This is a genomic window from Sulfuricurvum sp. IAE1 (assembly GCF_004347735.1).
GTDB lineage: Bacteria > Campylobacterota > Campylobacteria > Campylobacterales > Sulfurimonadaceae > Sulfuricurvum.
The window spans coordinates 249,098-264,003 of sequence record NZ_SLTI01000060.1 but is presented as its reverse complement, the minus strand read 5'-3'; the positions used below and the strand labels follow the sequence as shown (position 1 = coordinate 264,003).

Sequence of the window (14,906 nt, the reverse complement as noted above, 5' to 3'; positions counted from 1 at the left end):
TTAACGTTTCACGCTCGGGATGCTGATCGCGTTCCCTTTGGTTTTATTGGTGACGTAAACTTCCAAAGCGACCATCTCGCGCGATCCCAGAGGAATTTCGGCGAGAAGGGCATTTTTCATACACTGTTGCATCCGTTTATCAAGCGTTACCATCTGACTTTGCGTCATACGGTATGCCGGCCATGTTCCCGCAGCCGCGGTCTCTTTGGCACCCAGATCCGGCAACGGCTGCATCCGCAGGCGCGATCCGACGATATCGGCGCTGTGACAGCTGTTGCACGAAAGGCCTCGGCCGCCGCGGCGTTCTTCGAATACCTGCTGTCCGAGTTTGTGCATCTGCTCCATGTGTTTGTTCGCTTTGACGTCGATCGACGTTTTCTGTCCGTTCGCCAGCGATTTGACGTACGCGGACATTTTTACCATCTCTTTGCTCTCCAGTTTCGGAACCGGCTTGCCCGCTGCAAGCGCGGCCATCTGGATCGACTGGGCGATCGTGACCACTTTTTTGGCCGGATCGAGATAACGGGGGAATCCTGAAAGGTATTTGGGAAGATCCTTTTCCTTGACTCCCAGCATTTTGGCATACGTTGCCGTTCCGATCAGTTCACCGAAAAGCTGCTCCCCTTCGGCCACGTCCATTTCCGCCGGATTACTCTCGAGGAGTTCGGCGTACATCGCCTTGTCGGCTTCGCTCATACTCAGTTTCTCTTCGGCCTGCAGTGCGCCGCACAGTACCGCAGAGAGCGCCAGGGCACACAAAGTTACGCTACGCATGGTTTATCCTTTGGGAGTAATTTTCGCGGTACTCTCGACGCTTTGCCCTTTGTTATCTTTGGCGATAACTTTCAGCGTTCCCTCACCCGGGACTTTAAAACTGATGCTCATCAGCGGGTTGACCGAAAGCGATTCCCAGATCACCATTTTCGTAATGAGCTGGTCGTTGAACATGAATTTGACTTCATCGATGTAATGCGCGGGGATCAGCTGTCCGCTGTCCTTGTCTTTGCGCATTCCCGTTTCCATCGGGTGCATCGCCATGAAATCGATTTTGACGATTTCGCCTGCTTTGTAATCTTTGGGTTTGATTTTGATCAGTGTTTTCATTGCGGTTTTCCTTATTCGTTTTTCTTGTACTCGTTACTCGCGGTTCTCGATCAACCGCACCCGCCGATGGTCACTTTGACGTTTTGTTTCGCCGTCAGGAACGTTCCGTCGCTCATTTCCGCGATCGCAACCACATCCTGCGTTCCGCCGAGTTTGACACGGGTTCCGAAAAACGCTTCGCCGTTAGCCGGGGTGAGATAGATGTTCGCGCAGCGGACGTTTCCGTTTTTCGATGCGAGGACGTGAATCGCCTTGACGTAATCTTTCTGGGTCATCGGGCTCTCTACCGTCACTTTGACCGGTACGACCGCACCGTTTTCGGCGATTTCGGGAGCTTCCATTTTCACTTTCGCCGAAGCGACGAGAGGTTTCCCGCCCGTGATCGCGGCAACCGCCGTGTTATAGTTCATTTCGTTCGGACCTGCGGGGCGTTTCTCCTCGGCGGCCGATGCGATGTGCGGCAGAACCGCGGCACATGCCGCGGCTGCTCCGAAACCTTTTAAAAATGATCTGCGTTCCATTGTGTACTCTCCTTGATATTATTTTTTGACAGCCATGATATAGGATGAAAGATCGCACACTTCGCGTTCGTTCATCAGACCGTTGGTGAGGTTTACCGTCATGTGCGTTTTCGCGTTGTCGATCCGGGGATCGGCGATTTTCTGGTAAACGAACTGGGCGTTACGTACGCCGCTGTTGACATAGAGTTCTTTATAGTTGGTCAAGTCCGGACCGATGTTTCCGTAACCGACGGCACCCTCGATGTTGTGACATGCGACGCAGTTACCCATCTGTTTCTCTTTGCCGTCGGGCAAAGTGCGGCTGAGCCCTTCGGGCGGATTTTCTTTGGCGTCTTTGCCGTTGAGGTTGTGGAAAATGTACTTTCCGCGGGCAATCGCCGCAGGATCGTTGCTGATACACCCTTCGGGCATCACATAGGCTTTCGCCGCGGGCAGCGCGTCTTTCTTGAGTATTGCCGTCGCGTCGGGACTTTCAATCGCCTGCGACAGATCGGCAGCGCTCAACAGCGTCGCGAATCCGAGCATCATCACTTTTCGCATGGGCTCTCCTTGATCTTTTGTATGTTCGAGGAGCATTGTAAAGCAGCTGTGTAAAATTTGTGTAAAAAAACGGAAAAATCACTCCGGCAGATAAAGAGGAGAGAAAAAAAGGTACGAAAAGGTACTCCCTTTTCCGTAGACCGAATCGATGGAGAGCTCGATGCCGGCTTTGTCGACGATCGATTTGACGATGTTGAGCCCGATACCGAATCCCCCCTTGTCCTTGTTCTCACGGTAGTAGCGTTCGAAAATCCGGTCCACGTCTTCGATACCGATCCCTTCGTCGCGGAAACGCATCGCACACCCCTCGCCCGTCCGTTCCAGGATCACTTCGATCGTTCCCCCCTCGTGGGAATACTTGATCGCATTGGAGAGATTGTTATCGATGATCCGCTGCAACTGGGTCGGATTGAAAAAAATCCGTACCCCCTCTTCGATGCGGGGGACGATGGTAAGGTTTTTGAGCGCCGCCACTTCGACGAAATAATCGCACCGTTCTTTGAGATAACCGCTCAGATCGATCATGTCGTAGTCGAAGGAGAGACGTTCGTTCTTGATCAGGTAATCCATGTCGTTGTAGAGCGTGGCGAGCGTTTTCGTCGCCGCCTTGATCCGCTGGAGGTATTTGTTCGGCGGGTTCGAACGGTTATAGAGGTCGATGTTGACGTTGATGATGGCCAGCGGGGTGTTGATCTCGTGCATCGAATCTTTGATGAAACGGTCCAGCCGTTCGTTCAGCCTCTGAAACGGCAGGGCGAAGCGGTCGAGAAAAAAGAGCGACAGGACGAAAATGAGCGCGGCGATAGAGAACAGGATCATCACGACGTCCTGGTAAATATGGACGTAGGAGAGTTCACCCCGCAAGACTAGATACGTCGCATCGAAATAGCGCCGTTCCGGGAGGGGGACAATCAGGTAAGCGTATCCTTCCCGTATATGGTACCCCGCCTCCTGGAATTCGATGGGCGTTTTGATGAGGGTGAAAATCGGGTTGAAGTGAACGTCGTAAAGCCCCGATTCAAACGAGCGGAAGCGGGGATATTCAAAAACGCTCTGTTCCTTGGGATCGAATTCCTCCATCGCCCGCAGAATCAGGTGGGACTGGCGTTTTAGCTTGTGCTCGTACTGGATTTCGTGGACGTATTTCATGTAGGTGACGTAAACATAGGTCGGTATCAGCAGCAATACCGCCACGAGCATCGTATACAAGAATGCGTTTTTGATCGCGTAACGGCTATCGCTCAAGGATGTACCCCAGCCCGCGACGGTTTTGGATGATGTCGAGCGGCAGTTTTTTGCGCAGGTTGTTGATCTGGACGCGAATGTTGGCGGGATCGACGTATTCCCCCCAGATTTCGTCCTGGAACGTTTCGACCGAGACGACCTGGTTGGTATGCTTGAGGAGCACCGAAAATATCTCCTTCTCGGTTTTTGAGAGGGCGATGCTCTCGCCGTTGTGGGTCAGGGTGAAACTTTCGGTGTCGTACACCAGACCGCCGCCGAAATCGATGACGTTTTCCCCCTGATGGTAAAAACTTTTCAGCGCGTGCATGATCCGCAGCTGCAATTCGGTCAGATCGAACGGCTTGCGGATGTAATCGCAGCACCCCGATTTGTACCCCTCCTGCAAATCCGAGACGTTGACCATCGAGGTGAGGAAAATCGCCGGGGTCTTGTTCCCCTCTTTGCGCAGTGTCCGCAGCAGCGAGAACCCGTCGATCCCGGGAACGTTGACGTCGAGCAGATACAGGTCGTAATGGGTCTCGTAAATCGCGTCGTACGCTTTTTCGCCGTTGGCGAAGCCGTCGACTTCGAAGCCCATCTCTTCGAGAAATTCGGTAATGCTGACGCGCAGCATGTATTCGTCTTCGAGCAGCAACACTTTCATCGTATCTCTCCTTTGATCTCTTTACTCACTTTGTAATCGAGCATAATCCCGATCAATTCCTCTTTGGAATAGGCGTTCAGCCGTTCTCTGGCCTCCTCCAAAAACAGTTCCCGGTCTTCGGCGGGGACCACGTCTTTGAGGTAGAGCAGCTCCTTGTCGTAACTGCTCTGGAACTGCGCGTTGTCAAACGTCTTTTTCGTCACGACGTCGTAGAGCTCGTTACGGGTAAGATGGATCAGAAACGATATATCTTCCTCGTCCGAGTGGGCATAGGTCGAAATCTGCTTGGGGGTGAGCGAAAAGACAAACGCCCCGATCGTCTCTCCCGAACCGTTTTTCATCGGTTCGTAAAACAGGTAGCGTCCCCCGCTGTAGAGGACCCGGGCATGGCGAAGCGTCTTGAAATCGACCCCTTCGAGGAGCTTCAGATCGCTTTGGGTATATTTGGGATTGGCGAGAATGTACTCTTTGCCGATGGCGGGATTTTCCTGCATGAACACGGCGGTATTGAAAAAACGGTCTTCCATCAGGATGTAGAGGTCGATCCCCAGCCGTTCGAAATACTCTTCGGTCGTTTCGAAAAACGACACCACCTCCACAAACCCGATCATCTTCTGATCGCGATACACGGGAACCGTCGCCTTGACCCCCAGTTTTCTCCCTACCTCGATGGCCGAACGGGGCTTTTTGTGGTTTTGGAAATAAAGCAGATCGGGACGGTGGAAATCTAGCGGCATCCCCGCGTACGAGTTGTCCCAGCTGCGGGCGAAAATGACGTAATCGGCGGTGATGACCTGCGAGCGGATCAGCGCGTCGGTGTAGAGCTTGATCGACTCCATCACCTCCGAGAGGATCTCGAATCCCCGGTCTTCGTCTTCTCGATCCAATGCATCGCTCAGTGCCGTATTCTGGCTGAGTATCAGCGCGTACCGGAGCGCCGAGGAGCGCTCTTTTTCGAGCTGGTTTTCGAGGGCGAGCGAGAGTTGATCGCTCAGGCGCTCGAGCGTCTGTGACGTCACTTTTTTCTCCAGGTACCAAAATACCCCGCCCAAAGCGACCATGATCGCCAAAAAGACGGCGGCGATAACCCTTTTGTCGGCAACGAGGCGAAGGATTTTGTCCATCATGCGCTACACCTTCCGCTTCTTGCCCATTTTGTAGACGTATGCCAGCACTTCGGCCACCGCGGCAAACAGCATTTCGGGGATCGGACGGTCGATATCGACCTCTTTGTAAAGCGACCGTGCCAGCGGCGGGTTCTGAACGATGTGGACCCCGTTTTCGCGGGCGATTTTTTTGATCTGGATCGCGATGTTATCGACCCCTTTGGCGACGACGACGGGGGCGTGGTGTTTGGTTTCGTCGTAAACGATCGCGACGGCGTAGTGGGTCGGGTTGGTGATGACGACGTCGGCGGTGGGGACGGCGGCCATCATCCGCTTGCGCGCCGCCTGGAACTGGATCTGGCGGATTTTGGCCTTGACGTGCGGATCCCCTTCCATGTTTTTCATCTCGTCTTTGACCTCCTGCTTCGACATTTTGAGTTTGTCGAAGTACTGCTTGCGGGTCAGGAACAAATCGACGATCGCGTAGACGAATATGATGATCAGCATCACCGATGCAAGAACGATCGCTTTGTCCCGCAGCCAGGAGAGCTGGTCGCCCAGCGAAAAGAGGGCTACGGTGGGGAGTTCTTGGATGTAGTACCAGAAAAACACAAACCCGATCCCCATCGCGGTCAGCGATTTAAGGGTAATCTTGACCGATTCCATCAACTTATGAAGGGTGATCAGGTTGGCAAACCCCTTGATCGGGTCGAGCTTGGAGAAATTGGGGATCAGCGGTTTGGTGGTGAAATTGAATCCGATCTGGATCACGTTCCCCGCAACCCCGGCGATCGCCACGATCAGGCTGATCGGAAGCGCCATGATCAAAAATTCGCGAAACGTGACCACCGCCATGTCCATGAGCAGTTCCCGGTCGATTTCACGCGTCATCAGCGATAGGTAATAACGGGAAAGGTCGAGCACCCGTTCGGCGATGAAGTTGAACATCATCAGCAATCCGAGGATCGCCATGAACAACGCGACGACGCCGACGATATCCTGACTTTTGGCGACGTTCCCTTCGGCACGGGCATCGGAGAGTTTCTTGGCGGTGGGATCTTCGGTTTTTTCCATATCGTCTGCCATGACCTGTCCCTCCCGCTTTTAACTGCCCCTTTGCCGGAGGCTCAATCCATTTTCATCGACAGGTCGATCCAGGCGGCCTGATGGATGAGCGATCCCGTACTGATCGCATCGACTCCGGTTTTGGCATAGCCCTCGATCGTCTCAAGCGATATGTTCCCGCTCGCTTCGAGCAATACGCCCGGATGGTTTTCGCGTTTGTACGCGACGATTGCGGCCAACGCCTCGGGCGTCATGTTGTCGCACATGACGATATCGGCTCCCGCCGCCATCGCCCGCTTGGCCATATCCGCATCTTCGGCTTCGATCTCGATTTTGGAGGTGAAGGGGATCTTTCGGCGCGCTTCGGCCATAAAGCCTTCGAGGTCGGAAATCGTCTTGAGATGGGTATCTTTGAGCATCAGCGCATCATCCAGCCCCATCCGGTGATTCGTCGCCCCGCCGATGCGGGTGGCGTATTTTTCAAAATTGCGCAGCAGCGGCCGGGTTTTGCGGGTATCGAGGAGTTTGGTCCCGTAGGGGGCGATGAGATCGACGTACCTCCGCGTCAGCGTTGCGATCGAGCTGGCATGCAGCAGCATATTCAGCAAAGTCCGCTCAATCCGCAGCAGCGTATGCGAATCTCCCGAAAGCTCCATCAGCACGTCCCCTTTGACGAAACGTTCGCCGTCGTGCACATGCCACGTCAGCGTGAAATTTTCCATCTTTGCAAGAACCCGGAGATACTCTTCGCCCGCCAGCACCCCATCGCTTTTGGCGATGATTTTCGCGCTTGCGGGAACGGGCGCCGAAACGCGGGCGTAAAGGTCGCCGCGTCCGACGTCTTCGGCCAGCACTTCGCGGATGAATTGTTCGATCATAGCGCCATCATCCTCTCGAGGGCGACTTTTGCCCAGTATGCCGTATCCTCGTCCACTTCGATCTCGTTGATCGGGTGCCCCTCTTCGATCGCTTTGAGGGCGTTGTAGAGGTCTTCGAGCGTCGTTTCGTTCATCGTCGGGCACTCTGGCTTCGTGGATGAAAGGACGTAGGTGTTTTCGGGACGCAGGCGGTTGACCATGTTAAATTCGGTCCCCACCGCCACTTTCTGCTCCGCGGGAAGCTCGGTGATGTATTTGATCAGCTGCGACGTCGAACCCACGAAATCGGCCTTCTCGCAGACGGCGGGATCACACTCGGGGTGGACGGCGATCAGGATGCCGGGATATTTGGCGCGGAAAAAATCGACGTCGTCGGGGGTAAAGAGCTGATGGACCGAACAAAAACCGTCGTAGCAGATGATGTCGGCTTCTTTGGGATCGCTCCCGTCCCCGATGACGCACGATTTGAGCCCCATCTGGCGCGCGATATTCTGCCCCAGGCAGCGGTCGGGGACGAAGAGGATCTTTTTCCCCTCCGCGAGTGCCTTGGTGATGATCGTTTTGGCATTGGAGCTGGTACACACCATTCCGCCCATTTTGCCGACGCGCGCCTTGACGCTCGCATCGGAATTGATGTAGGTGATCGGCAGGATCTCCTCCGCCTTGATCCCCGCATCTTCGAGCTTTTGGATCGACTGGTCGTAATAAAGCCCGTCGATCATTTTTGCCATCGCACAGCAGGCGACTTTGGGCATGACAACCCGTTTTTCGGGACTGAGGATCTTGACGCTCTGCCCCATGAACCCGACACCGCAGAAAACGACGAATTCCTTATCATCGGCCATCGTACGTTTGGCAAGTTCGAGCGAATCGCCGGTTATGTCCCCCATCTCGAACACTTCGTCGCGCTGGTAGTAATGGGCGACGACGGTCACGCTGAGGCGTTTTTTCAGGTCGATAATTTTTGCTTTCAGTTCTTCGGTAGTCAAACCTCTAATCCTTCATTCAACGGTAAAGGGGATATTATAACGAACTCGCCGTTGCACCCATGTTAAAGTGTTACGTAAATGCCACTCATTTTTAGTTCAATGTAACGAATGGTACACTATAATGACACTCTTACTCACCCCGTAGTGAAAGGATATCATGGATTTTCTCTATAACCTCAATGTCCAGTTTTACCTGGCGGCCTACCTGATCGGAGGGATCCCCTTCGGGCTGATCCTGGCCAAGGTCTTCGCCGGCGTCAACGTCAAGGAAGCGGGATCGCAGAGCATCGGTGCGACGAACGTCCTGCGCGTCGTCAAAGAGACCAACCCCTCGTTGGCCAAAAAACTCGGCGCGGCGACGCTGGCGCTCGATGCCCTCAAAGGGATGGCCGTCCTCTTCGCCGCACAGTACGCGGGACTTTCCGAAAGTGCCCAGTGGTTCATCGCCGTCCTCGCGGTGCTCGGGCACTGCTACAGCCCGTACCTGTGGTTCGAGGGGGGCAAAGGGGTCGCAACCGGGATGGGGGTCATGGCAGTCATGCTCCCTGTTGAAACAGCCATTGCGCTGGTCGTGTGGTTGATCGCGGCCAAAACGATCCGCATTTCGTCGCTCTCGTCGATGACGGGGCTGCTTGCGCTGGTCGTCGCGTCTTTCGTTCTCCATCCGCAAATGTTTCACGCTCCGGTCCTGGTTGTCGCGTTCATCCTGTTTTACAAACACATCCCCAACTTCGTCCGCCTGGTCAAAGGGGAAGAGAAGCGGGTAGTATGAGAATCCTCATCGAGGATTTGACGTTCGAGACGATCCTCGGCATACTGCCGCACGAGCGGACAACGCCCCAGCGTGTGCGGGTTGAGTGCTGTATCGATTATACCTACGCCGATGGGCGTTTTATCAACTATGCCGAAGTCGCCGGCCACATCGTCGACACGATGCAAAAAATGCAGTTCGATCTCATCGAAACGGCGCTCGAAACTCTTGGTGCAACGCTGCACGAACGGTTCGGCCTCATCGAAACGATGGAACTGACGATCCGTAAACCCGATATCCTCCCCCACTGCACCGTCGGCATCAGCCGCCGTTTTACGTTTACCGATTAATCCTTCGCGGTTAACCGTCCCTTAGTTATCGGGTTGGTATAATAGCCCCATATTATTTATCGACCAAACGGAGGGAAACCCAATGAAAAACATTATTGCCGCGGGTGCGGCCGCTGCACTGCTGATGGGATGTGCGGGCACCGATACGGGCCTCTCCAAAACCCAGACCGGAGCCATACTCGGAGGGCTTGCGGGTGCCGCGGCGGGTGCCGCGACGGGAGATCACAGTGCCAAACGCGTCCTGATCGGAGGCGCGCTGGGAGCCGCCGTCGGCGGAGGAATCGGCTATTATATGGATAAACAGGAAGAAGAGCTGAAAAAAGAGCTCAAAGGGAGCGGCGTCTCCGTCGAACGCAACGGCGACACGCTCAGCCTGAGCATGCCGGGCAACATCACCTTCGACAGCGGAAAAGCCAACATCAAACCGGCATTCAACCCCGTACTTAACGATATCGCCGCGGTCATGGTCAAATACCCCGAAACGAAAATCGAAGTGCAGGGGCATACCGACAACGTCGGAGACAACGCCGCCAATCTCACCCTCTCGCAGCTGCGCGCGCAAAGCGTGAGCTCGGCGCTGATGCAGCGCGGGGTCGCCTCGGATCGGATGCGCGCGGTCGGATACGGCGAAAGCATGCCGGCCGTTTCGAACGACACCCCCGCGGGGCGTGAAGCGAACCGCCGCGTCGAAATCATCATCATTCCAAACCCTTCTAAATAATTTTGAACGCCGATGGGCACTGAGCCTTTCCCCGCAAGGGGAAGATCGGTTGTATTGACTCCTTCACGAATCTCTTGAACAGGGCGTTTGAGCGCTTCTGCGACAATAGCCGAAAAAGTTTTTTTAAAAAAAATTGAAAAAAAGTTTAAAAATTTCTAAAAGTGTGGTATCATTTCGGAAAATTTCCGCACCGAGGAACGTGAATGCGTATTCTGATCATTGAAGATGAAGTAACCCTCAACAAAACTTTGGCCGAAGGGCTCAAAGAGTTCGGTTACCAAAGCGACGTCGTAGAGACTCTCAAAGACGGTGAGTATTACCTCGATATCCGCAACTACGACCTGATTCTGATGGACTGGATGCTGCCTGATGGCAACAGCGTCGATATCATCCCCGACATCAAAACCAATACCCCCAAAACGGTCATCGTCGTCCTCTCGGCCCGTGACGACAACGAAAGCGAAATCGAAGCGCTCCGCGCCGGTGCCGACGACTATATCCGCAAACCTTTCGATTTCGACGTTCTCGTCGCCCGTATCGAAGCGCGCCTGCGTTTCGGCGGAAGCAACATCATCGAGATCGACGACCTCACCATCAACCCTGAAGAAGAAAAAATCATCTACAAAGAAAAAGAGATCGAGCTCAAGGGTAAGCCGTTCGAAGTCCTCACCCACCTCGCACGCCACCGCGATCAGATCGTCTCCAAAGAGCAGCTCCTCGACGCCATCTGGGAAGAGCCCGAACTGGTCACCCCCAACGTCATCGAGGTCGCGATCAACCAGATCCGCCAGAAAATGGACAAACCGCTGGGGATCACCACCATCGAGACGGTCCGCCGCAGAGGATACCGCTTTTGTTTTCCAAAAGAAGCATAAGACGACGCTTTCTCTTTCAGCTCATTGTCGCTTCGGCGGCACTGGTGCTCCTTTTCTCCTCCTTTTTATACCTTTTTATCAAGCAATCCATTTACGACGAAAAGCAGGCCGAACTGATCGGGTATGCTGAAAATATCTCCTCGTACCGTTCGCTTCTCTCGTCGCAGCAGGGGAATGCCGATACCCTTATGGGGCTGTCGGTGGAGCTCATCACGCTCAACCCCAACGAAGAGTACCTGGAGTTTCACGAAACGACCCACCACGATAAAACGACGAGCCTGACCCTGATCTACCCGTTCGATTTTGCGAAATCCTCCTATCTCAAAATCAGCCGTGACATCACCCCGACCAAACGGCTGCTGCGCAAAATTCTCAATTCGATCTTCCTGATCAACGCCGTCGGCTTCGTCGTCATCATTCTCTACGCCATCGCCTTCTCCAAAATGCTGATTGCCCCGATCAGCAGCCTCAGTCGGCGTCTTGCCAACATGAACGAGCATCTCATCCGTCCCATCAAGGTCGAGCAGCTTCCCGACGAGTTCGAACCGCTGGGGGAAACCCTCAACCGCCTCATGGGACGGATCCAGAACTTCGTCAAATACCAAAAAGAGCTTTTTATCGGTGCCGCGCACGAGCTTAAAACGCCGCTGGCGGTCATAAAACTCAAAAACCAGGTGACCCTTCTCAAAAAACGGACGCCTGAAGAGTACATCGAAGCGATCAAGGTGACCAACCAAAGCGTCGACGACATGAACCGCATCGTCGCCAACATCCTCAACATCGGACGTCAGGAGGGGGCCCAGCTCGAAGCTCCCGCCGAAGCCGATATCATCGCGATCCTCCGGAAATGGGAAGGGGACTTCTCGCTGCTCGCCCAGAGCGAAAACAAAAAACTCCTCTCCCGTTTCGAACCCGACGCCTTTATCGCCGTGCTGCAGGTGACGCTTCTCAACCAGATTCTCCAGAATTTTCTTCAGAACGCCCTGAAATTCACCCCTGAGGGGAAAACGATCCTGTTTCAAAGCTACCTGAACGGTGCCGATATCGTCATCGAAGTGCTCGACGAGGGGTGCGGCATCGACGAAAGCGTCGACCTCTTCGCCCCGTTCATACGCCAGGGGAATAAATCGGGCGTCGGCCTTGGGCTGTTCCTGGCCAAAAGCGCCGCCGAAGCGATCGGGGCACAGATAAGTCTTTCCAACCGTACCGACGGCATCGACGGGACGCTCGCCCGTCTCGTTCTCCCCTCCAAACTCTGCTGTCTTCTCCCCCAGCGCTAACCCCGAAATCTTGCGTCCGGGGAACCGGGCGCGATAAATCAATAAACTTAAAGGTTCGTTTCGCTATAAATCGCGCATCAACGAAAAAAATCGAGGTTTATACGATGCCACTAATGATTATCGATGAATGTATCGCGTGCGATGCCTGCCGCGAAGAGTGCCCCATGGAAGCGATTGAAGAGGGAGACCCTATCTATATCATCGATCCCGACCGCTGCACCGAGTGTGTCGGTACGTATGACGAGCCCGCATGTATCGCCGTATGTCCCGTCGACTGTATCGTTCCGGACAAAGACAACGTCGAAACGATGCAGGAACTCCTCTACAAACACCAGCAGCTAATGGAGGAAATGCAGTAAATGGCCAAATGCACCGCCGTTATCGACATCGGAAGCAATTCGATGCGGATGGCGGTCTTTCAAAAGACGAGCCGTTTTGCGTTTCATATCATTCACGAAGTCAAAAGTTCCGTCCGCCTGAGCGAAAACGCTTATAAAAACGACGGATACCTCCAGGACGTGCCGATGGAGCGTACCGCCAGGGCACTCGGAGAGTTTCTTGCCGTAGCGGCCTCATTCGGAGCCCGTAAAATCCTCTGCGTCGCCACCTCCGCGCTCCGCGACGCCCCCAATTCCGACGTTTTCATACGCCGCATCCGCCGAGAACTCGGCCTCTCGATCAAAGTGATCGACGGCGACAAAGAGGCTTATTACGGCGCCCTCGCCTGTGCCAACCTCCTCCCCCGCCTTGACGCGGTAACGGTCGACGTTGGAGGCGGATCAAGCGAATTCGCCCTCCTCAAAGAGGGGAAAGTCCACTCCCTGTGTTCTCTCAACCTCGGTACCGTCCGGCTCAAAGAGCTGTTTTTGGACAAAGGGGACCTTAAAGGGGCGATCCGCCACATCGACGAGGCCCTCGCTTCCCTCCCGGCGATGGATGCCGACGTCCTCATCGGAATCGGGGGGACCTACCGCGCCATTACCCGCGCGATGATGAAACAGGAAAACTATCCGCTTAAAAAACTCCACGCCTACACGACGGATGCAGAAGCGTTCACTGCCTACTGCGACGAAGTCCTCGACGCGAGTCCCAAAAAGCTCAAGGCCCTCTGGATCAAACCCGACCGCTTCGATACGATCAAGCCCGGAGCACTGATCCTGCAACGGATCGTCCGCCATCTCAAAACCTCCTCGCTCGTCTGCAGCGGGGTCGGGGTGCGCGAGGGGGTCTACCTCGCGGATCTGCTGCGCAACAGCGGCGGAATGTTCCCCGCCAATTACAACCCGAGCCTGCGTTATCTGCTCGATACCTATGCCGGGCACAGCGATCACGGCGAGCGGTGCGCCCGTCTCTCAGGGCGCCTCTACGATCTTTTGGGTGAAACCCTCGGATTGCGGGGGCGCTGGCGGAGCGAACTCGTGATGGCGGCCAAACTGCTCCCCGTAGGGCTTGGAGTACGCTACTACGCCTATCAGCGCCACAGCCATTACCTGGTTCTCAATGCCCTCGATTACGGCCTCAGCCACGAGCAGATCGCATTGATCGCCCATCTGCAGCTGTTCAAAAAAGGGCATTCCTCTTCCGAGCTTCTCCCCAAGAACGGCTATGACAAACTCCTCCCCGGCGCAGCGGAACTTGATGCCCTCTATGCCATTCTCTGGCTGTCGCATATTCTGCTCGCCGCCCGCGGGCGGGGTGAAGAGATCGTATTCGAATACGATCAAAATACCCTGATCGTTCGCGGCAGGGGGCTTTATCTGGCCGCCGAGCAGGCTAAGAACATCGCCCTGCCCAAAAACATCACCCTTCAAATCACTCCATAAAGGAATCCGACCATGGCCGGAAGCAGCCTCTTAATCCTGATCGACGACATTACCCTCCTCCTCGACGACGTCGCGGCGATGAGCAAAGTCGCCGCCAAAAAAACGGCCGGAGTCCTCGGCGACGATCTCGCCCTCAACGCCCAGCAGGTCTCGGGGATCCGTGCCGAACGCGAACTCCCCGTCGTATGGGGCGTCGCCAAAGGATCTTTCAAAAACAAAGTGATCCTCGTACCCGCCGCACTCGGGCTCAGCGCTTTCGCGCCGTGGTCGATCACCCCGATCCTGATGGTGGGGGGTGCCTACCTGTGTTACGAGGGTTTCGAGAAAATCGCCCACCCCTTCCTCCATGCCAAAGAAGAGGAAGATCACGGCCGTGAGCTGATCGAAGCGTTCCACAATCCCGACGTCGATCTCGAGGCGTTTGAAAAAGAAAAAATTGAAGGGGCGATCCGGACCGATTTCATCCTCTCTGCCGAAATCATCGTGATCGCGCTGGGAACCGTCGCCGATAAAGACATCATGACCCAGACGATGGTCGTTTCGGGGATCGCGCTGGCGATGACCGTTGGGGTTTACGGTTTTGTCGCCGCTATCGTCAAGATGGACGATGCGGGGCTACACCTTCTCCAAAACGCCCCCGAAGGGAAACGGGGAGCCCTCCAACGTAAAGTCGGAGCAGGACTGCTGAGCTTTGCCCCGAAACTGATGAAAATCCTTACCGTCGTCGGTACTGCGGCGATGTTCCTTGTGGGAGGAAGCATCCTTCTTCACGGCATCCCGGCCGCCCACCACCTCGTCGAAGGGGCCGTTCATGCCGTAGAAGGCGTTCCCGCGATCGGGGGAGCACTGGGATGGATAACCCCGGTTCTCCTCGACGGCGTTGCGGGCGTCGTTGCCGGAGGAGCAGTCCTCGCAGCGGTGAGCGTCGTTTCGAAAATTGCGGGGATGTTCAAAAAAGCCTAAGCGGTTGCTTTAAAAGAAGGGAAACGGAGAACGGATCGTTCCCCGCCGTATC

18 protein-coding genes are annotated in these 14,906 nt (G+C 55.0%); 8 read left to right on the top strand and 10 right to left on the bottom strand.

Annotated features, from left to right (window positions below; all coding sequences use genetic code 11):
- From soxA to nadA, 10 genes are all read right to left on the bottom strand, one after another.
- Entirely contained in the window at positions 1-774 is a 774-nt protein-coding gene (soxA, locus tag E0765_RS10020; RefSeq protein WP_132813083.1) for a sulfur oxidation c-type cytochrome SoxA, read from the bottom strand.
- A 3-nt stretch (positions 775-777) separates the two neighbouring features.
- Complete coding sequence (gene soxZ / locus E0765_RS10015; RefSeq protein ID WP_132813082.1) at positions 778-1,104, bottom strand: thiosulfate oxidation carrier complex protein SoxZ; 327 nt, start codon at positions 1,102-1,104, stop codon at positions 778-780.
- A gap of 50 nt (positions 1,105-1,154) precedes the next feature.
- Entirely contained in the window at positions 1,155-1,625 is a 471-nt protein-coding gene (soxY, locus tag E0765_RS10010) for a thiosulfate oxidation carrier protein SoxY (protein ID WP_132813081.1), read from the bottom strand.
- Positions 1,626-1,643: 18 nt separating this feature from the next.
- Positions 1,644-2,165: a sulfur oxidation c-type cytochrome SoxX gene (soxX, locus tag E0765_RS10005; protein ID WP_132813080.1), complete on the bottom strand. Its 522-nt coding sequence runs from the start codon at positions 2,163-2,165 to the stop codon at positions 1,644-1,646.
- 78 nt (positions 2,166-2,243) lie between these two features.
- Positions 2,244-3,410, bottom strand: coding sequence for a HAMP domain-containing sensor histidine kinase (locus E0765_RS10000; RefSeq protein ID WP_132813079.1), 1,167 nt, complete (start codon positions 3,408-3,410; stop codon positions 2,244-2,246).
- Positions 3,400-4,053, bottom strand: coding sequence for a response regulator transcription factor (locus tag E0765_RS09995; RefSeq protein ID WP_132813078.1), 654 nt, complete (start codon positions 4,051-4,053; stop codon positions 3,400-3,402). The genes E0765_RS10000 and E0765_RS09995 overlap by 11 nt, the downstream gene beginning before the upstream one ends.
- Positions 4,050-5,180: a cache domain-containing protein gene (locus tag E0765_RS09990; RefSeq protein WP_132813077.1), complete on the bottom strand. Its 1,131-nt coding sequence runs from the start codon at positions 5,178-5,180 to the stop codon at positions 4,050-4,052. Before E0765_RS09990 ends, E0765_RS09995 begins: the two co-directional genes overlap by 4 nt.
- Positions 5,181-5,183: 3 nt before the next feature.
- The gene (gene flhB / locus E0765_RS09985; RefSeq protein ID WP_132813076.1) at positions 5,184-6,245 is read right to left on the bottom strand and encodes a flagellar biosynthesis protein FlhB; all 1,062 of its coding nucleotides are present in this window, start codon (positions 6,243-6,245) and stop codon (positions 5,184-5,186) included.
- Between the two features lie 41 nt (positions 6,246-6,286).
- Positions 6,287-7,102: a carboxylating nicotinate-nucleotide diphosphorylase gene (nadC, locus tag E0765_RS09980; protein ID WP_132813075.1), complete on the bottom strand. Its 816-nt coding sequence runs from the start codon at positions 7,100-7,102 to the stop codon at positions 6,287-6,289.
- Positions 7,099-8,091 (bottom strand): quinolinate synthase NadA, encoded by a 993-nt coding sequence (nadA, locus tag E0765_RS09975; protein WP_132813074.1) that lies wholly within the window; start codon positions 8,089-8,091, stop codon positions 7,099-7,101. Before nadA ends, nadC begins: the two co-directional genes overlap by 4 nt.
- A 157-nt stretch (positions 8,092-8,248) precedes the next feature.
- On the opposite strand from nadA, the gene plsY reads away from it, so the two are divergent.
- The 8 genes from plsY (at position 8,249) to E0765_RS09935 (ending at position 14,854) form a co-directional block, all read left to right on the top strand.
- Positions 8,249-8,863, top strand: coding sequence for a glycerol-3-phosphate 1-O-acyltransferase PlsY (gene plsY, locus E0765_RS09970; protein WP_132813073.1), 615 nt, complete (start codon positions 8,249-8,251; stop codon positions 8,861-8,863).
- Entirely contained in the window at positions 8,860-9,192 is a 333-nt protein-coding gene (locus tag E0765_RS09965; RefSeq protein ID WP_132813072.1) for a dihydroneopterin aldolase, read from the top strand. Before plsY ends, E0765_RS09965 begins: the two co-directional genes overlap by 4 nt.
- Positions 9,193-9,274: 82 nt before the next feature.
- A complete protein-coding gene (locus tag E0765_RS09960; protein ID WP_132813071.1) occupies positions 9,275-9,913 on the top strand; it encodes an OmpA family protein in 639 nt (212 codons plus the stop codon).
- A 203-nt stretch (positions 9,914-10,116) separates the two neighbouring features.
- Positions 10,117-10,788 carry a homeostatic response regulator transcription factor HsrA gene (gene hsrA, locus E0765_RS09955; RefSeq protein WP_037949013.1) on the top strand — a complete coding sequence of 224 codons (672 nt, stop codon included), beginning with the start codon at positions 10,117-10,119 and terminating at the stop codon, positions 10,786-10,788.
- Positions 10,767-12,068: a HAMP domain-containing sensor histidine kinase gene (locus tag E0765_RS09950; RefSeq protein WP_132813070.1), complete on the top strand. Its 1,302-nt coding sequence runs from the start codon at positions 10,767-10,769 to the stop codon at positions 12,066-12,068. Before hsrA ends, E0765_RS09950 begins: the two co-directional genes overlap by 22 nt.
- Positions 12,069-12,172: 104 nt before the next feature.
- Positions 12,173-12,427 (top strand): YfhL family 4Fe-4S dicluster ferredoxin, encoded by a 255-nt coding sequence (locus E0765_RS09945; RefSeq protein ID WP_132813069.1) that lies wholly within the window; start codon positions 12,173-12,175, stop codon positions 12,425-12,427.
- Complete coding sequence (locus tag E0765_RS09940; protein WP_132813068.1) at positions 12,428-13,891, top strand: Ppx/GppA phosphatase family protein; 1,464 nt, start codon at positions 12,428-12,430, stop codon at positions 13,889-13,891.
- Positions 13,892-13,903: 12 nt separating this feature from the next.
- Complete coding sequence (locus tag E0765_RS09935; RefSeq protein ID WP_132813067.1) at positions 13,904-14,854, top strand: DUF808 domain-containing protein; 951 nt, start codon at positions 13,904-13,906, stop codon at positions 14,852-14,854.
- The last annotated feature ends 52 nt before the right edge of the window (positions 14,855-14,906 follow it).

Excerpts from the sequence above, each read along its gene's own strand:
- soxY (WP_132813081.1), bottom strand. The coding sequence starts at position 1,625 with ATGGAACGCAGATCATTTTTAAAAGGTTTCGGAGCAGCCGCGGCATGT.
- E0765_RS09940 (WP_132813068.1), top strand. The coding sequence starts at position 12,428 with ATGGCCAAATGCACCGCCGTTATCGACATCGGAAGCAATTCGATGCGG.
- soxZ (WP_132813082.1), bottom strand. The coding sequence starts at position 1,104 with ATGAAAACACTGATCAAAATCAAACCCAAAGATTACAAAGCAGGCGAA.
- nadC (WP_132813075.1), bottom strand. The coding sequence starts at position 7,102 with ATGATCGAACAATTCATCCGCGAAGTGCTGGCCGAAGACGTCGGACGC.
- hsrA (WP_037949013.1), top strand. The coding sequence starts at position 10,117 with ATGCGTATTCTGATCATTGAAGATGAAGTAACCCTCAACAAAACTTTG.
- E0765_RS09935 (WP_132813067.1), top strand. The coding sequence starts at position 13,904 with ATGGCCGGAAGCAGCCTCTTAATCCTGATCGACGACATTACCCTCCTC.
- plsY (WP_132813073.1), top strand. The coding sequence starts at position 8,249 with ATGGATTTTCTCTATAACCTCAATGTCCAGTTTTACCTGGCGGCCTAC.
- soxA (WP_132813083.1), bottom strand. The coding sequence starts at position 774 with ATGCGTAGCGTAACTTTGTGTGCCCTGGCGCTCTCTGCGGTACTGTGC.
- E0765_RS09945 (WP_132813069.1), top strand. The coding sequence starts at position 12,173 with ATGCCACTAATGATTATCGATGAATGTATCGCGTGCGATGCCTGCCGC.
- soxX (WP_132813080.1), bottom strand. The coding sequence starts at position 2,165 with ATGCGAAAAGTGATGATGCTCGGATTCGCGACGCTGTTGAGCGCTGCC.
- flhB (WP_132813076.1), bottom strand. The coding sequence starts at position 6,245 with ATGGCAGACGATATGGAAAAAACCGAAGATCCCACCGCCAAGAAACTC.
- E0765_RS09995 (WP_132813078.1), bottom strand. The coding sequence starts at position 4,053 with ATGAAAGTGTTGCTGCTCGAAGACGAATACATGCTGCGCGTCAGCATT.
- E0765_RS09965 (WP_132813072.1), top strand. The coding sequence starts at position 8,860 with ATGAGAATCCTCATCGAGGATTTGACGTTCGAGACGATCCTCGGCATA.
- E0765_RS09990 (WP_132813077.1), bottom strand. The coding sequence starts at position 5,180 with ATGATGGACAAAATCCTTCGCCTCGTTGCCGACAAAAGGGTTATCGCC.
- E0765_RS09960 (WP_132813071.1), top strand. The coding sequence starts at position 9,275 with ATGAAAAACATTATTGCCGCGGGTGCGGCCGCTGCACTGCTGATGGGA.